The 15703-nt window shown below is 72.9% G+C and carries 17 protein-coding genes; 10 read left to right on the top strand and 7 right to left on the bottom strand.

Annotation, left to right across the window (positions count from 1 at the left end):
- Window positions 1-24: 24 nt before the first annotated feature.
- The 4 genes from ABZU69_RS18265 (at window position 25) to ABZU69_RS18250 (ending at window position 5276) form a co-directional block, all read left to right on the top strand.
- Window positions 25-1005: a hypothetical protein gene (locus ABZU69_RS18265; protein WP_354965510.1), complete on the top strand. Its 981-nt coding sequence runs from the start codon at window positions 25-27 to the stop codon at window positions 1003-1005.
- 128 nt (window positions 1006-1133) lie between these two features.
- On the top strand, window positions 1134-1496 hold the full coding sequence (locus ABZU69_RS18260) for a hypothetical protein (RefSeq protein WP_354965509.1): 363 nt from the start codon (window positions 1134-1136) through the stop codon (window positions 1494-1496).
- 184 nt (window positions 1497-1680) lie between these two features.
- Complete coding sequence (locus ABZU69_RS18255) at window positions 1681-2475, top strand: class I SAM-dependent methyltransferase (protein WP_354965508.1); 795 nt, start codon at window positions 1681-1683, stop codon at window positions 2473-2475.
- Window positions 2476-2618: 143 nt separating this feature from the next.
- On the top strand, window positions 2619-5276 hold the full coding sequence (locus ABZU69_RS18250) for a LuxR C-terminal-related transcriptional regulator (RefSeq protein ID WP_354965507.1): 2658 nt from the start codon (window positions 2619-2621) through the stop codon (window positions 5274-5276).
- Here the strand turns inward: ABZU69_RS18250 and ABZU69_RS18245 are convergent.
- From ABZU69_RS18245 to ABZU69_RS18235, 3 genes are all read right to left on the bottom strand, one after another.
- Window positions 5271-6212 (bottom strand): GNAT family N-acetyltransferase, encoded by a 942-nt coding sequence (locus ABZU69_RS18245; RefSeq protein ID WP_354965506.1) that lies wholly within the window; start codon window positions 6210-6212, stop codon window positions 5271-5273. The two genes, ABZU69_RS18250 and ABZU69_RS18245, sit on opposite strands and share 6 nt — an antisense overlap.
- 10 nt (window positions 6213-6222) lie before the next feature.
- Window positions 6223-6792: a dihydrofolate reductase family protein gene (locus ABZU69_RS18240; protein ID WP_354965505.1), complete on the bottom strand. Its 570-nt coding sequence runs from the start codon at window positions 6790-6792 to the stop codon at window positions 6223-6225.
- 232 nt (window positions 6793-7024) lie between these two features.
- Window positions 7025-8227 carry a hypothetical protein gene (locus ABZU69_RS18235; RefSeq protein WP_354965504.1) on the bottom strand — a complete coding sequence of 401 codons (1203 nt, stop codon included), beginning with the start codon at window positions 8225-8227 and terminating at the stop codon, window positions 7025-7027.
- A 274-nt stretch (window positions 8228-8501) separates the two neighbouring features.
- Between ABZU69_RS18235 and ABZU69_RS18230 the strand changes: the two genes are divergently transcribed.
- The 3 genes from ABZU69_RS18230 (at window position 8502) to ABZU69_RS18220 (ending at window position 10034) form a co-directional block, all read left to right on the top strand.
- On the top strand, window positions 8502-8633 hold the full coding sequence (locus tag ABZU69_RS18230; protein ID WP_354965503.1) for a hypothetical protein: 132 nt from the start codon (window positions 8502-8504) through the stop codon (window positions 8631-8633).
- A 94-nt stretch (window positions 8634-8727) separates the two neighbouring features.
- On the top strand, window positions 8728-8997 hold the full coding sequence (locus ABZU69_RS18225; RefSeq protein ID WP_354965502.1) for a hypothetical protein: 270 nt from the start codon (window positions 8728-8730) through the stop codon (window positions 8995-8997).
- Window positions 8997-10034: a hypothetical protein gene (locus tag ABZU69_RS18220; protein ID WP_354965501.1), complete on the top strand. Its 1038-nt coding sequence runs from the start codon at window positions 8997-8999 to the stop codon at window positions 10032-10034. Before ABZU69_RS18225 ends, ABZU69_RS18220 begins: the two co-directional genes overlap by 1 nt.
- Before the next feature lie 49 nt (window positions 10035-10083).
- Here the strand turns inward: ABZU69_RS18220 and ABZU69_RS18215 are convergent, their stop codons facing one another.
- Together ABZU69_RS18215 and ABZU69_RS18210 are read right to left on the bottom strand one after the other, a co-directional pair.
- Entirely contained in the window at window positions 10084-10614 is a 531-nt protein-coding gene (locus ABZU69_RS18215) for an SRPBCC family protein (protein WP_354965500.1), read from the bottom strand.
- Window positions 10615-10926: a metalloregulator ArsR/SmtB family transcription factor gene (locus tag ABZU69_RS18210; protein WP_354965499.1), complete on the bottom strand. Its 312-nt coding sequence runs from the start codon at window positions 10924-10926 to the stop codon at window positions 10615-10617.
- Between the two features lie 98 nt (window positions 10927-11024).
- Between ABZU69_RS18210 and ABZU69_RS18205 the strand changes: the two genes are divergently transcribed.
- Complete coding sequence (locus ABZU69_RS18205; protein WP_354965498.1) at window positions 11025-11954, top strand: LLM class F420-dependent oxidoreductase; 930 nt, start codon at window positions 11025-11027, stop codon at window positions 11952-11954.
- 6 nt (window positions 11955-11960) lie between these two features.
- Here ABZU69_RS18205 and ABZU69_RS18200 read toward each other — a convergent pair whose 3' ends face one another.
- Entirely contained in the window at window positions 11961-12398 is a 438-nt protein-coding gene (locus ABZU69_RS18200; protein ID WP_354965497.1) for a hypothetical protein, read from the bottom strand.
- A gap of 101 nt (window positions 12399-12499) precedes the next feature.
- Here ABZU69_RS18200 and ABZU69_RS18195 point away from each other — a divergent pair, with 101 nt between their 5' ends.
- Together ABZU69_RS18195 and ABZU69_RS18190 are read left to right on the top strand one after the other, a co-directional pair.
- Window positions 12500-13273: a hypothetical protein gene (locus ABZU69_RS18195; RefSeq protein ID WP_354965496.1), complete on the top strand. Its 774-nt coding sequence runs from the start codon at window positions 12500-12502 to the stop codon at window positions 13271-13273.
- Complete coding sequence (locus ABZU69_RS18190) at window positions 13270-14553, top strand: FAD-binding protein (protein WP_354965495.1); 1284 nt, start codon at window positions 13270-13272, stop codon at window positions 14551-14553. Before ABZU69_RS18195 ends, ABZU69_RS18190 begins: the two co-directional genes overlap by 4 nt.
- Here ABZU69_RS18190 and ABZU69_RS18185 read toward each other — a convergent pair whose 3' ends face one another.
- A complete protein-coding gene (locus ABZU69_RS18185) occupies window positions 14554-15702 on the bottom strand; it encodes a site-2 protease family protein (RefSeq protein ID WP_354965494.1) in 1149 nt (382 codons plus the stop codon).
- Window position 15703 lies beyond the last annotated feature (1 nt).

Raw genomic sequence — 15703 nt, 5'->3', positions numbered from 1 at the left:
ACCTCATCGACAGGGAGTACAGCGATGCCCAGACGTACCGTCGCCAAGCTGGCCACCGTGAGCGCCGTCATCACCGCCTCGGTGCTGGCGGTGGCGCCCAGCGCGCACGCCGACCTGGTCACCCACTGCATCGGCACCGGTGGTGCGGTGACGGTGCCCAACGACCTGTACGTGCCGGCCGGCGAGTCCTGCGCGCTCACCGGCACCACGATCACCGGAAACGTCACCGTCGCCGCCGGCGGCAACCTGGTCGTCACCGGTGGCAACGTCAGCGGCGAGGTACGCGTCGCCGCGGACGGATACCTGGACGCCACCGACACGACGATCGTCGGCCAGGTGGTGCTGGCCGCCGGCGGTTACGGCGCCTTCCTGAGGGACGCCCGGACCGGCAACGTGACGGTGCGGCCGAAGGGGGCCGCGACCATCGACAGCTTCCTGTTCGTGGAGCAGTCCACAATCGTCGGTACCGTCAACGCCGGCGCCGGTGAGGTCCGGCTCGACCGCGGCACCCAGGTGGAACGCAACCTCACCACCACCGGCACGTACTACACCGATGTGCACGACTCGTTCGTCGACGGCACGCTGTCGGTGCTGAACAGCGCCACCGGCAGCGTCGTGTGTGGCAGTGCGGTCCGGGGCCGGGCCACCTTCTCCGGGAACCTGGGTGGGGTGCAGGTGGGCCCCAACGGCACCCTCGACAGCTGCGCCTCCGGCGGCTACTGGGGCCGGGACGTCAGCATCACCAACACCACCGGCGGCGTCACCGTCGACGACAACATCATCGACGGCACGTTGACCGTGACGTCCAACAACCCGGCTGCCCAGGTGGCCGCGAACAACCGGATCCGCGGCGGCGTGACCGGTGACCAGGCGGTTGCCACCACCTCCCGGTCGGCCCGGTCCGCGGCCGTCGCGGACCGGGAGGACGCCGGAGCGCAGCGGGCGGAGGCCCGCCGTACCTCCGCTTACCAGGAGGCCGCCGCGGCCGGTGCGGCGCGTCTCTAGGTAGTTCCCCGCGCGGGGTCACGGGCTGTCCGGCCCGTGGCCCCGCGCGGCTGCCTTGTTCGCGTGGCCATTGCGGGCCTGGACATGGGCCGTGCCGCGATCGTCGTCGAACGGACCGACGGGGGTCGGTGCAGACACCGCTGCAGCGCGGCGACCTCTTCCGCCCGTTCACGTTCCGGCCCGAACTGGGCCGGTTGGCCACCTGGCCGGAGCACTACGACGAGATCCTGGCGACACTGCAGGCACATCTTCGTGAGGCGCGCCGCCGGGGGCAGGCGCCCGGCACCGGGCGACCAGCGCAGCCTTCCTCCGCCTCCGGTGCCCGGCCGACGTCCACATCCGCCGGAGCCCGCTGGACAGGCGCGTCCCCCGGTCGGCAAACCTCCGACAAGCGGCGCGACATCCATGCGCTCACCCGGCAACACCAGCGGGGCGCGCTCACCGACGCCGAGTTCGCCGCGAAACTCGCCAAGATCCACGAGAGGGGCTGACGCGACGCCCGGCATGGTCCTTCGATGAGCGATATACCTCAGGGGCATATTTATGCCTCAGAGGTATATCGCTCACAACAGCGACCGCTCGGAGGGGGCGGCCGCGACGAGATCGCGTCGCTGGTCAGGATCGCCGACGCATCGGCGGGTCATTGGGCGACCGCAGCTGTCGTATCGTTCCGGCATGGCGCAGCCGGTGTGGGCGGACGGTGACGCGTACGAGGCGTACGTGGGCCGGTGGAGCCGCCCGGTCGCGGCCGATTTCCTGCGCGGGCTGGACGTACCGCCCGGGAGGCACTGGCTGGACGTGGGCTGCGGCACGGGCGCGTTGACCTCGACGATCCTCGCCGACGCCGACCCCGTCCGGGTGATCGGAGTGGACCGGTCGGCCGGGTTCGTCGCCAGCGCGCATGCCCGGGTCGCCGGTGGTCGGGCAACCTTCCAGGTCGGGGACGCCCGCGCGTTGCCGCTGTCCGACCCGGCCGTGGACGTGGTGGTCAGCGGTCTGGCGCTCAACTTCGTGCCGGAGCCGGCGCGGGCGGTGGCCGAGTTCGCCCGGGTGGTCCGACCGGCGGGTGCGGTGGCGGCCTACGTCTGGGACTACGCCGACGGCATGGCGATGATGCGCCACTTCTGGGCGGCCGCCGCGCAGCTCGACCCGGTCGCGGCGGGGCTGGACGAGGGGCACCGCTTCACGGTGTGCCAGCCCGACGCCCTCCGGGAGCTGTGGGTGGACGCCGGTCTGGGGCAGGTGTCGGTCCGGCCGGTCGAGGTGCCCACCACCTTCACCGACCTGGCCGACTACTGGACGCCGTTCCTCGGCGGGCAGGGCGCCGCTCCGACGTACGTGACGACGCTGGCCGACCCGGCCCGCGCGGCCCTGCGGGACCTGCTGGCCGCCCGGCTGCCGGTGGAGCCCGACGGCTCGATCCGGCTCACGGCACGCGCCTGGGCGGTCCGGGGCACCGCGCCGCAGTGACGGCCCCTGCCGGGGGTCCGTTCTCCGCCGGGCACATTGCTGAGCTAGATTCAGGTGCCTCGAAGAGGCACCTGACCTGCGGCTGCACCGCTTCGCGTTGCCGGCACGACGGCCGGTGGGATCGGTGACGACGGGGGTACGTGGTGCAGGGCCGGGCGGCGGAACGCGACCGGATCGACCGGATGCTGGGTGACGCCCGGGCCGGCGCGAGCAGTGTTCTGCTGATCCACGGTGACGCCGGCATCGGCAAGACAGCCCTGCTGGACTACGCCGCCGCTCGCGCGTCCGACATGCGGGTGCTGCGAGTCGACGGCCTGGAATCGGAGACCGAGCTGGCCTTCGCCGGCCTGCACCAGCTGTTCCTGCCGGCCATGGACCTCGTCGACCAGCTGCCCGGCCCGCAGGCCCGGGCCCTGCGTGCCGTCTTCGGGCTCACCGACGACACGGTGCGCGACCGGTTCGTCATCGGCCTGGCCGTGCTCAGCATGCTGTCCGAGGTCGCCGGCGAGGGAACGCTGCTCTGCCTGGTCGACGACGTGCAGTGGCTCGACCGGGCGTCGGTCGACGCGTTGGCGTTCGCCGCCCGCCGGTTGCAGGCCGAGGGCGTCGTGCTGATCTTCGCCGCCCGGGAGGCCGCCGGCGTGGCCGGGGTCGGCGGGATTCCCGCGCTGCACCTCGCGGGACTCGACCCGGAGGCGGCCGCGGCGTTGGTCGTGGACCTGTCGCCGTACGTGCGCCAGCGGATCATGGAGGAGGCGCAGGGCAACCCGCTCGCGCTGCGGGAACTCTCCGCCGCGTTGACACCGACACAGCGCGCCGGTCAGCTCAGCCCGTTGACGCTTTCCGCACCGTCGAACCGGGTGCAGGACGCCTTCCTGGATCAGATCCGCCGGCTCCCCGAGGCCACCCGGGCCCTGCTGCTGACGGCCGCCGCGGACGACACCGGAACACTCGACCTGATCCTGCGGGCCGCGACTGCAACGATCGATGACCTGGCGCCGGCCGAGCGCACCGGCCTCATCGTGCTGACCGGCGACACGCTGCGCTTCCGGCATCCGCTGATCCGGTACGCGGCGTACCAGGGCAGCCCGTTCGCCGACCGGGTCGCCGCCCACCGGGCGCTGGCGGCCGCGCTCGTCGCGCCCGAGCACGCGCATCGGCGCGCCTGGCAGCTGGCCGCCGCAGCCACCGGGCCGGACGAGCGGGTCGCCGACGAGTTGGAGCGGGTCGCGATCTGGGCCGGCGGCCGGCAGGCGCTCGCGTCGGCGTCCGCGGCGTACGAGCGGGCGGCCCAGCTCACGGCCGAGCCGGAAGGCCAGGCCCGCCGGTTCATCGCCGCCGCACAGGTCGCCGCCGACGCTGGCCAGGACGAGCGGGGCGGCCGGCTCGCGGCGATGGTCGAGGCGGCGCCGCAGGACCCGGGCCTGGCGGCGGACCTGGCGCGGGTCCGGGCGGTGGTGGAGCTGGGGTACGGCAGCCCCGACGTCGCCGGCCGGATGCTGCTCGACTGCGCCGACCAGATCGGCGCCCAGCGGCCTGACAAACTCCCCGCGCTGCTGGTGGACGCTCTGCACGCCGCCTTCTCCTCGGGAAACGCGGAGCTGATCGCGGCGGCCGCGGAACAAGCCCCCTCCGAGCCGGTGCTGGCCGTGCCGGCCCGCCTGCTCGCCGACGACGTGCCCGGTGCCCTGCGCGCGCTCCGATCGCTCGTGGCGGCGCGCGGCCGAACCGACACCGGGTTCATGGACCGGCTGATGACCGGGATCTACTGCCACCTGGCCGCCGATGACGAGATCGCGTACGAGATCGCGGCCGAGGCGGTCGAGCACTGCCGGGACAACGGCATGGGCGGGTGGCTGCCCACCGCACTGCACCTGCTCGCCCGGGTGGAGCTGACCCTCGGGCGGCTCGACGACGCGTCCGCGCACGCCGCCGAGGGGATGCGGCTGGCAGAGGGGTACGACCTGCGCCACCGAGCCGCCCACGTGCGTGCCGTCCTGGCGGTCCTGGCGGCCGTACGGGGCGAGGAGGAGCAGACCGGGCGGTTGGCGGGCGACGCGATGGCGTACACGCAGCCGCGCGGCGTCGGCCGGGCAACGGCGGACGCCCTGTGGGCGCTGGGCCTGCTCGACCTGGGCCTCGGCCGCGCGGACGTGGCGCTGCAACGGTTCGAGGCGGCGCGAGTGGCCTCGGGTCACCGGTTGTTCGGCGCGTTCCTGCTGCCCGATCTCGTCGAAGCGGCAGTACGCGCCGGTCGACCCGAGCGGGCCGCCGAACCGGCGCGTCTGCTCGACGAGTGGGCCGAGGCCACCGGCCGTCGGGCGCTCGCCGCGCTGGCCCACCGCTGCCGTGCCCTGACCACGCCGGACGCCGAGGCGGAGCAGCACTTCGCCTCGGCCGTCCGGCTGCACGGCGACGGCAGCGCCTTCGATCAGGCCCGCACCGGGCTGCTCTACGGGGAGTGGCTGCGCCGCGCGCGCCGGAAACTCGAAGCGCGCGGCCACCTGCGGGACGCTCTCGACACCTTCGCGGCGCTCGGCGCCGAGCCGTGGGCCCGGCGGGCCGGGGCCGAGTTGCGGGCCAGCGGCGAGGTGGCGGAGCCCTCCCTGGGCGGACCGCTCAGCCGGCTGAGCCCCCAGGAACGCGAGGTGGTCCGGTTGGCCGCGACGGGCGCGACCAACCGGGAGATCGCCACGCAACTGTTCCTGAGCCCACGCACCGTGGGGCACCACCTCTACCGGGCGTTTCCCAAGCTCGGTGTCACCTCGCGCACCGACCTCGCCTCGATGCTCTCGTCATGACTCGGGCGCGGAGTAGAGCAATCGGATCTGCGCGACCCGGTAACCGGCGCGCGCGAACGCAGCGGCCATCGGCACGTTCGTCGTGTCGGTGGTGGCCGTGATCAGCTCGGCCCCCTGCTCGGCGTGGAACCGGGTGATCTCGGCGAGCACGTCGTCGATGTAGCGACGCCCGCGCAGCTCGGGGACGACGCCCAGGTAGCCGACGTTGCGGTTGTACGGCGTCGCGGACGGAATCGCCAGCCCGGCGAGCGTCCCATCGGTCGTGTGGACCAGCCGCCACCACGCCCGCTCGCCCGGGCAGTCCAGGTAGAAGTCCATCTCCTCCCGGGCGGTGACCTCCGGGCTCTTGACCGCCAGGTTCCGGCGGGTCTCCCTGTCCAGGCTGCCCACCGCGATCCGGCGGAACACGTCGAGGAACTCGTCGTCGGAGCCCTCGGAGAAGACGAGCCTGCCGCTGGAGGTGGGCACACCAACCTCGGGCGTCCACTCCAGCCGCAGCCGCTCCACCTCGTCGGTCAGCCCGACCGCGAGCGCCGCGTCCCGCCGCCACGCCACCGCCGCCGCGACGGGCTCATCGTCCCGCCAGTCGTTGGGCAGGGTCAGGTTGTACAGCGGAGGCTTCGGCGCGCCGTCCCGCGCGAACGCCCGCAGGCCCGCGGTGAGCAGACCGACCGCGACCCCCGTAGGGTCGGCGACCGACGCGTCGACGTGCAGGCAGTCCAGGGCGACCGGGTGGGCGCTGGACGCCTGCCCCCACCACAGCGCGCGGCCGACCACCCGCTGCTCGTCCTCGGCGATCCAGGTCCACTCCGGCCGGTACATGCCCTGACCCAGTTCGTCGAGGTAGCGGTCAGCGTCGATCGTGCTGACCCCGTCGTCGATGGGAAAGCCGGTGACCCGGTCGAGGTCGGCCTCGGTGGTGGCGCGGAACAGCATCGGTCCTCTTTCAGTGCTTGACATAGGTGGAGATGGTCGTGCCGGTGTTGAACACCCGGGAGTCACGCAATGCGAAGCTCGCCACGGCGAAGGGCGCCCGGAACAGGGGAATGCCGGAGCCGAGGACGACCGGGTACCGCTTGATGACCAGTTCGTCGATCTCGTCCACGAGTTGGCCGGCGAGCGTCGCCCCGCCGCAGAGCCAGATGCCCATCCCGTCCTGGCGCTTGAGCGCGCGGACGAACTCCGCCGGCTCGTCGGCAACGATCTGCACCGACGGATCGCGCTGGTCGAGGGTCCGGGAGAACACGTACTGCCGCAGGTGGGCGTACGGGCTCGTGACGCCGATGGCCAGGGCAGGTTCGTAGGTTGCGCGGCCCATGAGGACCGTGTCGAACGTGGTGTTCGCCGCCGCGGCGATCCCAAGCGGCTCCCGCGCGTGGGTTGGCAGGGTCTCGGAATAGTCGGCCAGGATGGCCGCGGCCAGATCCCCCTCGAACGCGAAGAAGTCGGACCCGCCGTCCGGCGCGGCGATGAACCCGTCCAGGCTGGTGGCGATGTAGTACGTCAGTTTGCGCACGTCAGATGCTGCTCCTTGAAGATGATGTTGACAGCTGGAACGCTAGTCGGCTCACCGGCGGCCGGCATCGGTAGCAGCGACGTAACGTGACCGAACGGCCTGGTCGTCGCGTACAGCGGTACCGCCCTCGACGTCCTGTTCGGCCAGGATGACCCGGAGCACGCCGTTCGGCGCCGACGACCTCAGCGGGGGAGCTGGTGACCGTGGTGTGGAGCGCGGTCGGGGTGGATCGTCACTGGTCGACGACCGCCGCGATGGCGGCGCGCTGTGGCCACGTCTCGTCGGTCATGCAGTCGGTGAGGCAGGAGAGGCAGAAGGCCAGCGGCCAGGAGGCGCTGTGCCGGTTCTCGGTCGGTAACAGGGTCAGTGGTGCGTCCGGGTCCCACTCGGAGGTGGGTGGCACGTGGACGGCCAGCACCTCACCGACGTACGGCCGTTCGGCCCACCGGACGGTCCGGCGCAGCACCTGCTCGGCGGTGACCTTGAGCAGGGTCACCGTGCAGAACTCGGGAGTGCCGCCGCGGCTCATCCACCGGCCGTAACCGAGGACGCCACTCTCGGCGATCTCGTTCGGTTCGAGGTGACACTCCTCGCGCAGCTCCCGCAGCGCGCCGCCGATGACGACCTCCTGCAGGCTCGGCGCGGTGGGCGTCGCCGACGCGTCCTGCGGTTCCAGGGAACCGGAGCCGGAGGGGGCGATGAGCCCCGGGCTGCCTACGTTGTCCCGGGTCTGCGCGACGAGCAGCAGCTGCCCGTCGATGGTGAACGCCAGGGTGGAGACCCCCACGACGTTGGCCAGCCGGCTGTCGGCGAACCCCCGCAACCGGCCGCGATGGTCGAGGATGAGGTCTCGCCCGCGCAGCGCCAAAGTGTCCCGGCCGGCCTCGTAGACGTCGTAGGCGGCGAGCAGGTTGCTGCAGAAGAAGTCGAAGTACCGCGCGGGCCGTAGCGTGACCACCCGGTCGTCGGTGCCGGTCGGCAGGTCGGCGGCGAGGCCCAGCACTGCGGCGTTGTGCATGGCCGCGGTGCGGGCGTGCCGGGCCAGGAAGTCGAACGACCAGCGTCGGAGGTCCCGACCGAGCAGGTAGCTCGTCGGCGTCACCTCGCAGCGGATCCGTAGGTTGCGCAGCCGGGCACTCTCGGCGATCCGGACGACGCCGGTGCTGTGGGCGTTCTCCAGCACCCGCTTGGGGTCGGTGGCCTGCTCGGCGATGTCCCGGTAATCGTCGCCGTCGCGCGGGTGGAAGCGGAACTGCCGGGCCCGTCGGCGGTTGCCGCAGATCTCCATCGCCGAGACGAGCGCGCCGGCGGTGGCCGCCGCGACGCTGAGCGCCAGCGGTGGGTTGTGCACGGCGGTCGCCACGCTCAGGGCCGCCAGGCCGACGCCAGCGGTGGTCAGGCGGTACCGCCACAGGCCCTGACGCCAGATGCTCATCGTCGTGGTGACTCTTCTCGCCGTCTTGAGCACTCGGCACCTTTTCCGGTCGCGCCTGACGGAGACGACCGCATGGTATCCGCAGCGGAAACCCGCACAATCCAGCCGAGTTGCCGTCCAAGCTTGCGAATGTGTCCGCTGAACCCCGGCACGCCGCGCCGGAGCGCCGGACAGCCGCCCTGGTCACGGCCAGGGTCCGTCGGTAGGCGCGTCCCGGGCGCTGTCGCATACCGGACAAGACGGTAAAGCCCCTGGTAGAGCACTGTTGGGGCAGGTGGAGAGGCTGCGGATGGCGGGCCACATCCCAGTCCTCCGGCCCGGCGGGGACAGCACCGTCCGCACCGGCGCCGCCTTCACCCAGCCCGGCCTCGCCGCCGTGGCGGACACGGCACAGCCGCCGGCCTGACCACGCGTACGGCCATCGCCCATCGGGACAGGGTCGTCTACACCCCGGCAGCATGGCGACGGCCCGGCGACCGAAGCAGAGAGAGGGCCCCGACATGGCCGCTCCCGCCGCGATCGCAGCCCTGAGCGCATCCGCCTACTCGCCGGGTGACCAGATGCTGCTGACCGTCACCTACTCCGACACCGACACGAAACCGCTGACCGTCACCATCGTGGTCACCGACGCCCAGGGCAACAGCAGCGCTCCCGTCAAGGTCACCGCGGTCATCGACCCGCTCACCCTGACCGTCACCGACGACTCCGGACGTACCTGGACGCGGGTCTCCGACAACGGCTCGGTCGCCGTGTACCGGGGGGTGGCGTGATGCCCCGGGTCACCGTGCAGGTCCGCGACGCCGCCGGACACACCGCGACCGCCACCGCCGACTACGCCCTGAACCAGCCGGTGCTCGGTGGCTACTACCTCTCCGGCGGGGCCGACCCCACCGCCGACATGGCCGGCGGCAACTTCCGCTCGCTCACCCAGTACCGCAGCTTCGCCGACGGCTACATCTTCCCCGGCTACAACCGGCCCTGGCTGACCAACCTGGGCAAGGCCGGGGTAAAGATCAACATGGTTCTGGAGTTGAAGCACTACGGCGCCCCGAACGCCGGGCCGCAGAGCTTCACCGTGGACGGCACCAGCTACACCGTGCCGGGGCCGTCGATGATCATCCAGCAGCGCCCCGGCACCACCTGGCCGAAAGCGTACGGGTACGGCCAGGTGCTCAACGGCCAGTGCGACGGGTTGCTCCACCGCGCACTGGCGCAGTACCGCACGCTCGGGTTCGCGGTGAACATCCAGCTCGCCTCGGAGCTGGACACGGACCACGAGTTCGGCACGACCGAGGGCAGCAAGGCGTACACCTGGGCCGAGTCGGACGCCCGCGCGGTGCAGGCGACGAACTACATCCTCACCTGGTTCAAGGCACGGACGCTGCCCGCCGGCACGACGTTCTCAATCGGCCTCGGCGGCTTCGACCGGGCCTGCTTCCAGCGCACCCACCCGGAGGCACTGATGTCCCGGCTGGACTTCCTCCAGTGGAACGTCTACGCCACCAACGCCAACGACACCGCGCTGTCCCGGTTCCGTCGCACGAAGGACTGGGCGGTGGCGGACCTCGGGCCGGTGGCGCTGTCCCGGCCCGTGATCATCGCGGAGTGGGGAGTGCGGTCGGCCGAGATCCCGAACCAACCGGCCTGGATCGCCACCGTCCCGGCGGCCGTCGCCAAGCTCAACGCCGAGCGTGGACCCCGGATCGTGCGGACCAACTACTTCAACTCCGGGTGGGGCACCCTGTCGCCGAAAGCGGCCGGGTTGGCCGCCCTCCGGACCGCGTACGCCACCCGCCCGTACGTCTGACCGGGCCGGAGTTCGTACCGGCTCGGTGGCAGGCGACAGCGTCGCCGGGTCAGCCCTTGTCGAGCCGGCCGGCGTACGTGTCGCGCAGCTCGGGCCAGCCGAAGTCGAGGGCCTCGGCCCCCCGGATCGGGCCGACCGGGTCGCCGTCGAGCAGCCGGTCGGCCACGTCGAGGCAGAGGTGCCAGCCGGCCGCGACCATCGGCAGCATTCCCGGGTCGGCGGCGGTGTGCCGCAGGGTGAGTCGGGTGCCGGTGCCCAGCGGGCTCAGCTCCCAGCGCAGCAGGTCGTCGCCCCAGGTGTACTCGAGCAGGTGCGGCGGCTCGGCCCGACGGACCGTCGCCGAGGCCGGGATGGCGGTTTCGCCGTCGACCATGGTGAGCACGGCGGCGCCGGGGACGCCGAGGTCCCGGTCGGCGAGGAAGGGCGCCCACTCGGCGAGCTGTGCCGGGTCGGTCAGCGCCGCCCAGACGGTGGCCGGCGGGTGCCGCAGGTCGCGGACGAAGACCAGCGTGGCGCCGCCGTCTGCGGGCTCGGCGCGCACCTCGCCAGGTGGGCTCGGGTGGAAGGCGTTGCGGTCCATTCACTGCTCCTGACTGTCGAGGTGTCGTTCCAGGGCGTCCAGGTGCCGGTTCCACAGCCGGCGGTACGGGTCCAGCCATCCGTCGACCGCTCGCAGCGGGCCCGGGTCGAGGCGGTAGATGCGTCGCCGAGCGGCGATCCGGCAGGAGACGAAGCCGGCCTCGCGGAGCACCCGCAGGTGCTTCGAGACGGCCGGTTGGCTGACCCCGAGGCTGTCCACCAGCTCGCCGACGCTGCGCTCCGCGTCGCGGAGCTGGTCGAGGATCCGGCGCCGGGTGGGCTCGGCGAGGACGGTGAAGACGTCGGCGGACACCACCTCAATATGCCCCAGTGGTTATATGACTGTCAAAGCATATGAGCGGCGCCCGCCGTACCGGAGCGGCACCGGGCCCGGCTTCCTATGCTCGGGGCATGGAATTGCGGATCTTCACCGAACCCCAGCAGGGCGCCAGCTACGACCAGTTGCTCGCCGTGGCACGCTGCGCCGAGGACGCCGGCTACGGTGCGTTCTTCCGGTCCGACCACTACCTCATGATGGGCGAGGTGACCGGTGATCCCGGCCCCACCGACGCCTGGACCACCCTCGCCGGCCTGGCCCGGGACACCAGCCGGATCCGGCTCGGCACCCTGATGACGGCTGCCACCTTCCGGCTGCCCGGCCCGCTGGCGATCACCGTGGCGCAGGTCGACCAGATGAGCGGCGGCCGGGTGGAGCTGGGCATCGGCACCGGCTGGTACGCCGACGAGCACACCGCGTACGGCATCCCGTTCCCCGCCCTGGCCGAGCGGTTCGACCGGCTGGAGGAGCAGCTCGAGGTCATCACCGGGCTCTGGGCCACGCCGCCGGGGGAGCGGTTCGACCACGCCGGCCGGTACTACCCGATCAGTGACTCGCCCGCCATGCCCAAGCCGGTTCAGCAGCCCCGCCCGCCGATCCTGCTCGGCGGGATGGGTCCGAAGCGGACCCCCCGGCTGGCCGCCCGCTACGCCGACGAGTTCAACCTGCCGTTCGCGTCGACGGCCGACACGGCGGCGCAGTTCGACCGGGTCCGCGCGGCGTGCGCCGAGATCGGTCGGGACCCGGCCGAGTTGGTCTGGTCCAACGCCCTGGTGGTCTGCTGTGGCCGGGACGACGCCGAGGTGGCCCGCCGGGCCGCCGCCATCGGCCGCGACCCGGACGAGCTGCGGGCCAACGGCGTGGCCGGCACGCCCGCCGAGGTCCTCGACACCATCGGCCGGTACGCGGAGATCGGCAGCCAGCGGATCTACCTCCAGGTGCTGGACCTCAGCGACCTGGAGCACCTCGAGCTGGTCGCCAGCGAGGTGATGGCGAAGCTCTGAGCCCGCTCACGAGCCTCGGTGAGCCCCGCCGCCCGTCCCGATCATGCCCGGGTCGCGCAGCACGGTGTCCAGCCGGCCGTCCCGATCGCTGTCCACATAGGTGACGTCGGCTACTCCGTCGCCGTCCAGGTCGACCTGGACGATGTCGGCGACGCCGTCGCCGTCGAGATCGGTGGCCACCTCCACTGAACCGTCCAGATGCCGGGTCACGATCGACCGCGGCTCGGCGCCGGGGGCGCGTGGCGGAGGCCCGGGCGCCGGCACCGGCGTCGGTGCTGGCGCGGGTGCCGGTGTCGGGCGGGGCCCGGGCGTGGGTGCCGGATGGCTCTGCGACCGGGCGCCCGGCGGGGCGCTGGCCGGCTCGACACCACTGCCGGTCGGGTCCAGCTCCTCCTCCGAGGGGAACACGTCGCCCCGCGGGGCTGGATCACGGTAACTGCTCATGGGCGTAGGGTTCCCCGACGATGGCGAGAACAACCGTGCCCGATCGTCCGGTGTCCTTGGCTCCCGGTCTGTCGGACGATGCTGGGACCGACGCCACGGTCATGAACGGGGGTCCGAGCGTGGAACTGCGCCGGAGTCGGGGGGCCCTGGTGCTCGCCCTGGTCTGCGTACTCGGTGGGGTGGTTCTGCTGGCGATGCCCCGTCACGACGCCCTGCTACGGACGATCATCGCGGTGGGCGCCGTCGCGCTCGGCGTCGTGGCCCTGTTCAGCGCGTTGCGGCCGTTCCGGTTCGGGATCGGCGCGGACGGGCTGACCATTCGGCGACCGGGCCTGCGCCGGTCGATCCGGTGGGCCGAGGTGGACACGCTGGTCCTCGACGAGCCACCCCGGCGGGACGGCCGCCCGGTGCCGCCACGGCTGCTCCTGGTGCCCGTGCCGGGTGTGACGCTCGGGCCACCGGTGACCGCCCGCCATCCCGTCGACGGCCGGCCAGCCATCGAGCTGCTCGTCCTCGACCAGGTCCGGGAGCAGCCGGAGCAGGTGTCCGCCGCGCTCACCCGCTACGCCGGCGACCGGTTCGTGGACCTGCCCGCGCTGCGCCGCGCCGCCTTCACCGAGCCGGACCTCACCGCGAGCCTGCGCGGCTACCGGATGGACCAGGTCGACCAGTTGATCCGGCGCGGCCAGGACGCCCTGGTGTCCGGGGACGCCCAGACCCGGCTGGCGGCCCGCGTGGAGATCGAACGAGCCCGCGCGGTCGGCCTGCCGATCGCCCAGCGCGGTTACACCCGACTCCAGGCCGACCCGGCGCTGGACGCCCTCGTCGCCGCGTTGGCCGACCACCCGTCCACCGATCGGGAGACCACATCGTGATCGCACCGGGACAGGGCGGCCCCTCGGCCGCCACGGTCGACGCGCCGCGTCGGAACTGGGCCGGCAACGTGCGCTACGCCGCGCGGGCGTTCCACCGGCCGACCTCCACCGACGAGCTGCGTCGGCTGGTCGCCGCCAGCTCCCGGATCCGGGCGGTGGGCACCGGGCACTCCTTCAACCGGTTCGGGGACACGACCGGCGACCTGGTCACCCTGGCCGGGCTGCCTCCGGCGATCGAGGTGGACGCCGAGCGTGCACGGGTCACCGTCGCCGGCGCGCTGCGCTACGGCGACGTCGCCCAGCAGTTGCACGCCCAGGGGTACGCGCTGGCCAACCTCGCCTCGCTGCCACACATCTCGGTGGCCGGGGCGGTGGCCACCGCCACCCACGGCTCCGGTCAGACCCACGGCAACCTGGCCACCTCCGTCGCCGCCCTGGAACTGGTCACCGCCGACGGCGACCTGCTGCGCGTCGACCGGGACACCGACGGGGACACGTTTGCCGGCATGGTGGTCGGGCTCGGCGCGCTCGGCCTGGTCACCCGGGTCACCCTGGACGTGGTGCCGGCCTTCGAGCTGCGCCAGTACGTGCGGCTCGACCTGCCCCGGGAGGCGCTGGACGAGGCGCTCGGATCGGCGTACAGCGTCAGCGTGTTCACCGACTGGCGCGGACCGCGACTGCGCGAGGTGTGGCGCAAGCAGCGGGCGGACCAGCCGCCGCCCCCGGCGGACTGGCTCGGCACCACCGCCGCCGACGAGCCGCGCCATCCGGTGCTCGGGATGCCGGCGGAGAACTGCACCGAGCAGCTCGGTGCGCCGGGCCCGTGGCACGAGCGGCTGCCGCACTTCAAGCTCGGGTTCACCCCCAGTAGCGGGGACGAGCTCCAGTCCGAGTACCACCTGCCACGGGCAACCGCGGCCGAGGCCCTCGCCGCCCTGGACGACGTGGCGCACCTGATCGCTCCGGTGCTCCAGGTGTGCGAGCTGCGTACGGTGGCGGCCGACGAGCTGTGGCTCAGCCCGAACCACCACCGGGACAGCATCGCCGTGCACTTCACCTGGATCGGCGACCCGGTCGCGGTGGCCCCCGTGTTGGGGGCGGTGGAGGAACGGCTGACGCCGTTCGCGCCGCGTCCGCACTGGGGCAAGGTCTTCACCATCGATCCGGCCGCGCTGACCGCCCGCTATCCCCGGTACGCGGACTTCACCGCCCTACTGGCCCACCTCGACCCGACGGGCAAGTTCCGCACCACCGAACTGGACACCTACTTCCCCCGCTGATCAGCGGGGTGCGGCCGGCGTGGGTTGGTTGGTGCGGAGGGTGCCGCGTTGGACGGCGCGGCTGATGTCGCTGGGCGAGACGATGCCGACCAGCCGGCCGTCGGTGACCACCAGGGCGCGGCCGTCGGCGCACTCGCTGAGCCGGGGGAGCAGGTCGTTGAGTTCCTCGCCGGGCTGGGCGAGGACCAGCTGGTCGGCCCGGCAGGCCACCTCGGCCAGCGTGGTCGACGCCCGCCGGTCAGCCGGTACGCCCCGCACCCGGTCCAGGGTCACCAGGCCGGTCGGCCGGCCGTCGTCGGTGAGCGGCAGCGCCGAATGCCGGTACGCGAACAGGTAGTGGTCGACGAAGTCGGCGACCGTCATCTCCGCCGAGGCGGTCTGCGGCTGCGGGGTCATCACCTCGCCGACCCGGATCCCGCGCAGCGCGCTGCCGGTGCGGGCCTGCCGCTCCTCCATCCCGGCGGCCCCGATCAGGAACCAGCCGATCAGCGCCAGCCAGAGCCCGCCGAAGCCCACCCCGGACAGGAACTGCCACAGCCCGAGACCGATCAGCAGCGCGCCGAGCACCCAGCCGGCCCGAGCGGCGACCACCGACGCCCGGGTGCGGTCACCGGTGGCCTTCCACACGGCCGCGCGCAGCAGCCGCCCGCCGTCCAGGGGCGCGGCCGGCAGCACGTTGAAGACCGCCAGCAGCACGTTGATACCGGCCAGCCACGCCATCACCCCGAGCAGCAGGCCACCCTGCCCGGCCAGCGCGAGCAGCGCGGCGATGACGCCGAAGAAGGCTCCGAGCAGCAGGCTGACCAGCGGGCCGACCCCGGAGATCCGCAGTTCCGCGCCCGGGTCGCGGGGCTCGCCCTTCAGCTCGGCCACCCCGCCGAACAGCCACAGGGTGATGCCCCCGACCTGCAGGCCGTTGCGCTTGGCGACGATCGCGTGCGACACCTCGTGGGCCAGCAGGCCGACGAAGAAGACCACCGCCGCGGCCAACCCCGCCAGGGTGTACGCCACGGGCGAGCGGTCGGGGTAGGACCGGGGGAACTGATTGGCCGCCAGCCCCCAGGCGATCAGCGCGAAGATGACCAGGACACTCCAGTTGACGCCGACCGGTACACCCGCGATCCGGCCAAGCCGGAAGCTCGCCCTCATT

Source organism: Micromonospora sp. NPDC005206, assembly GCF_040608175.1.
GTDB lineage: Bacteria > Actinomycetota > Actinomycetes > Mycobacteriales > Micromonosporaceae > Micromonospora.
Note: the sequence above shows the minus strand (reverse complement) of the source record. Positions and strands in the feature narration are given on the sequence as shown.

Bases quoted from the DNA above. Each gene is read 5' to 3' on its own strand.
- ABZU69_RS18265 (WP_354965510.1), top strand. From the start codon at position 25: ATGCCCAGACGTACCGTCGCCAAGCTGGCCACCGTGAGCGCCGTCATC.
- ABZU69_RS18255 (WP_354965508.1), top strand. From the start codon at position 1,681: ATGGCGCAGCCGGTGTGGGCGGACGGTGACGCGTACGAGGCGTACGTG.
- ABZU69_RS18245 (WP_354965506.1), bottom strand. From the start codon at position 6,212: ATGCTGTTCCGCGCCACCACCGAGGCCGACCTCGACCGGGTCACCGGC.
- ABZU69_RS18235 (WP_354965504.1), bottom strand. From the start codon at position 8,227: ATGAGCATCTGGCGTCAGGGCCTGTGGCGGTACCGCCTGACCACCGCT.
- ABZU69_RS18225 (WP_354965502.1), top strand. From the start codon at position 8,728: ATGGCCGCTCCCGCCGCGATCGCAGCCCTGAGCGCATCCGCCTACTCG.
- ABZU69_RS18220 (WP_354965501.1), top strand. From the start codon at position 8,997: ATGCCCCGGGTCACCGTGCAGGTCCGCGACGCCGCCGGACACACCGCG.
- ABZU69_RS18215 (WP_354965500.1), bottom strand. From the start codon at position 10,614: ATGGACCGCAACGCCTTCCACCCGAGCCCACCTGGCGAGGTGCGCGCC.
- ABZU69_RS18205 (WP_354965498.1), top strand. From the start codon at position 11,025: ATGGAATTGCGGATCTTCACCGAACCCCAGCAGGGCGCCAGCTACGAC.
- ABZU69_RS18200 (WP_354965497.1), bottom strand. From the start codon at position 12,398: ATGAGCAGTTACCGTGATCCAGCCCCGCGGGGCGACGTGTTCCCCTCG.
- ABZU69_RS18195 (WP_354965496.1), top strand. From the start codon at position 12,500: ATGAACGGGGGTCCGAGCGTGGAACTGCGCCGGAGTCGGGGGGCCCTG.
- ABZU69_RS18185 (WP_354965494.1), bottom strand. From the start codon at position 15,702: ATGAGGGCGAGCTTCCGGCTTGGCCGGATCGCGGGTGTACCGGTCGGC.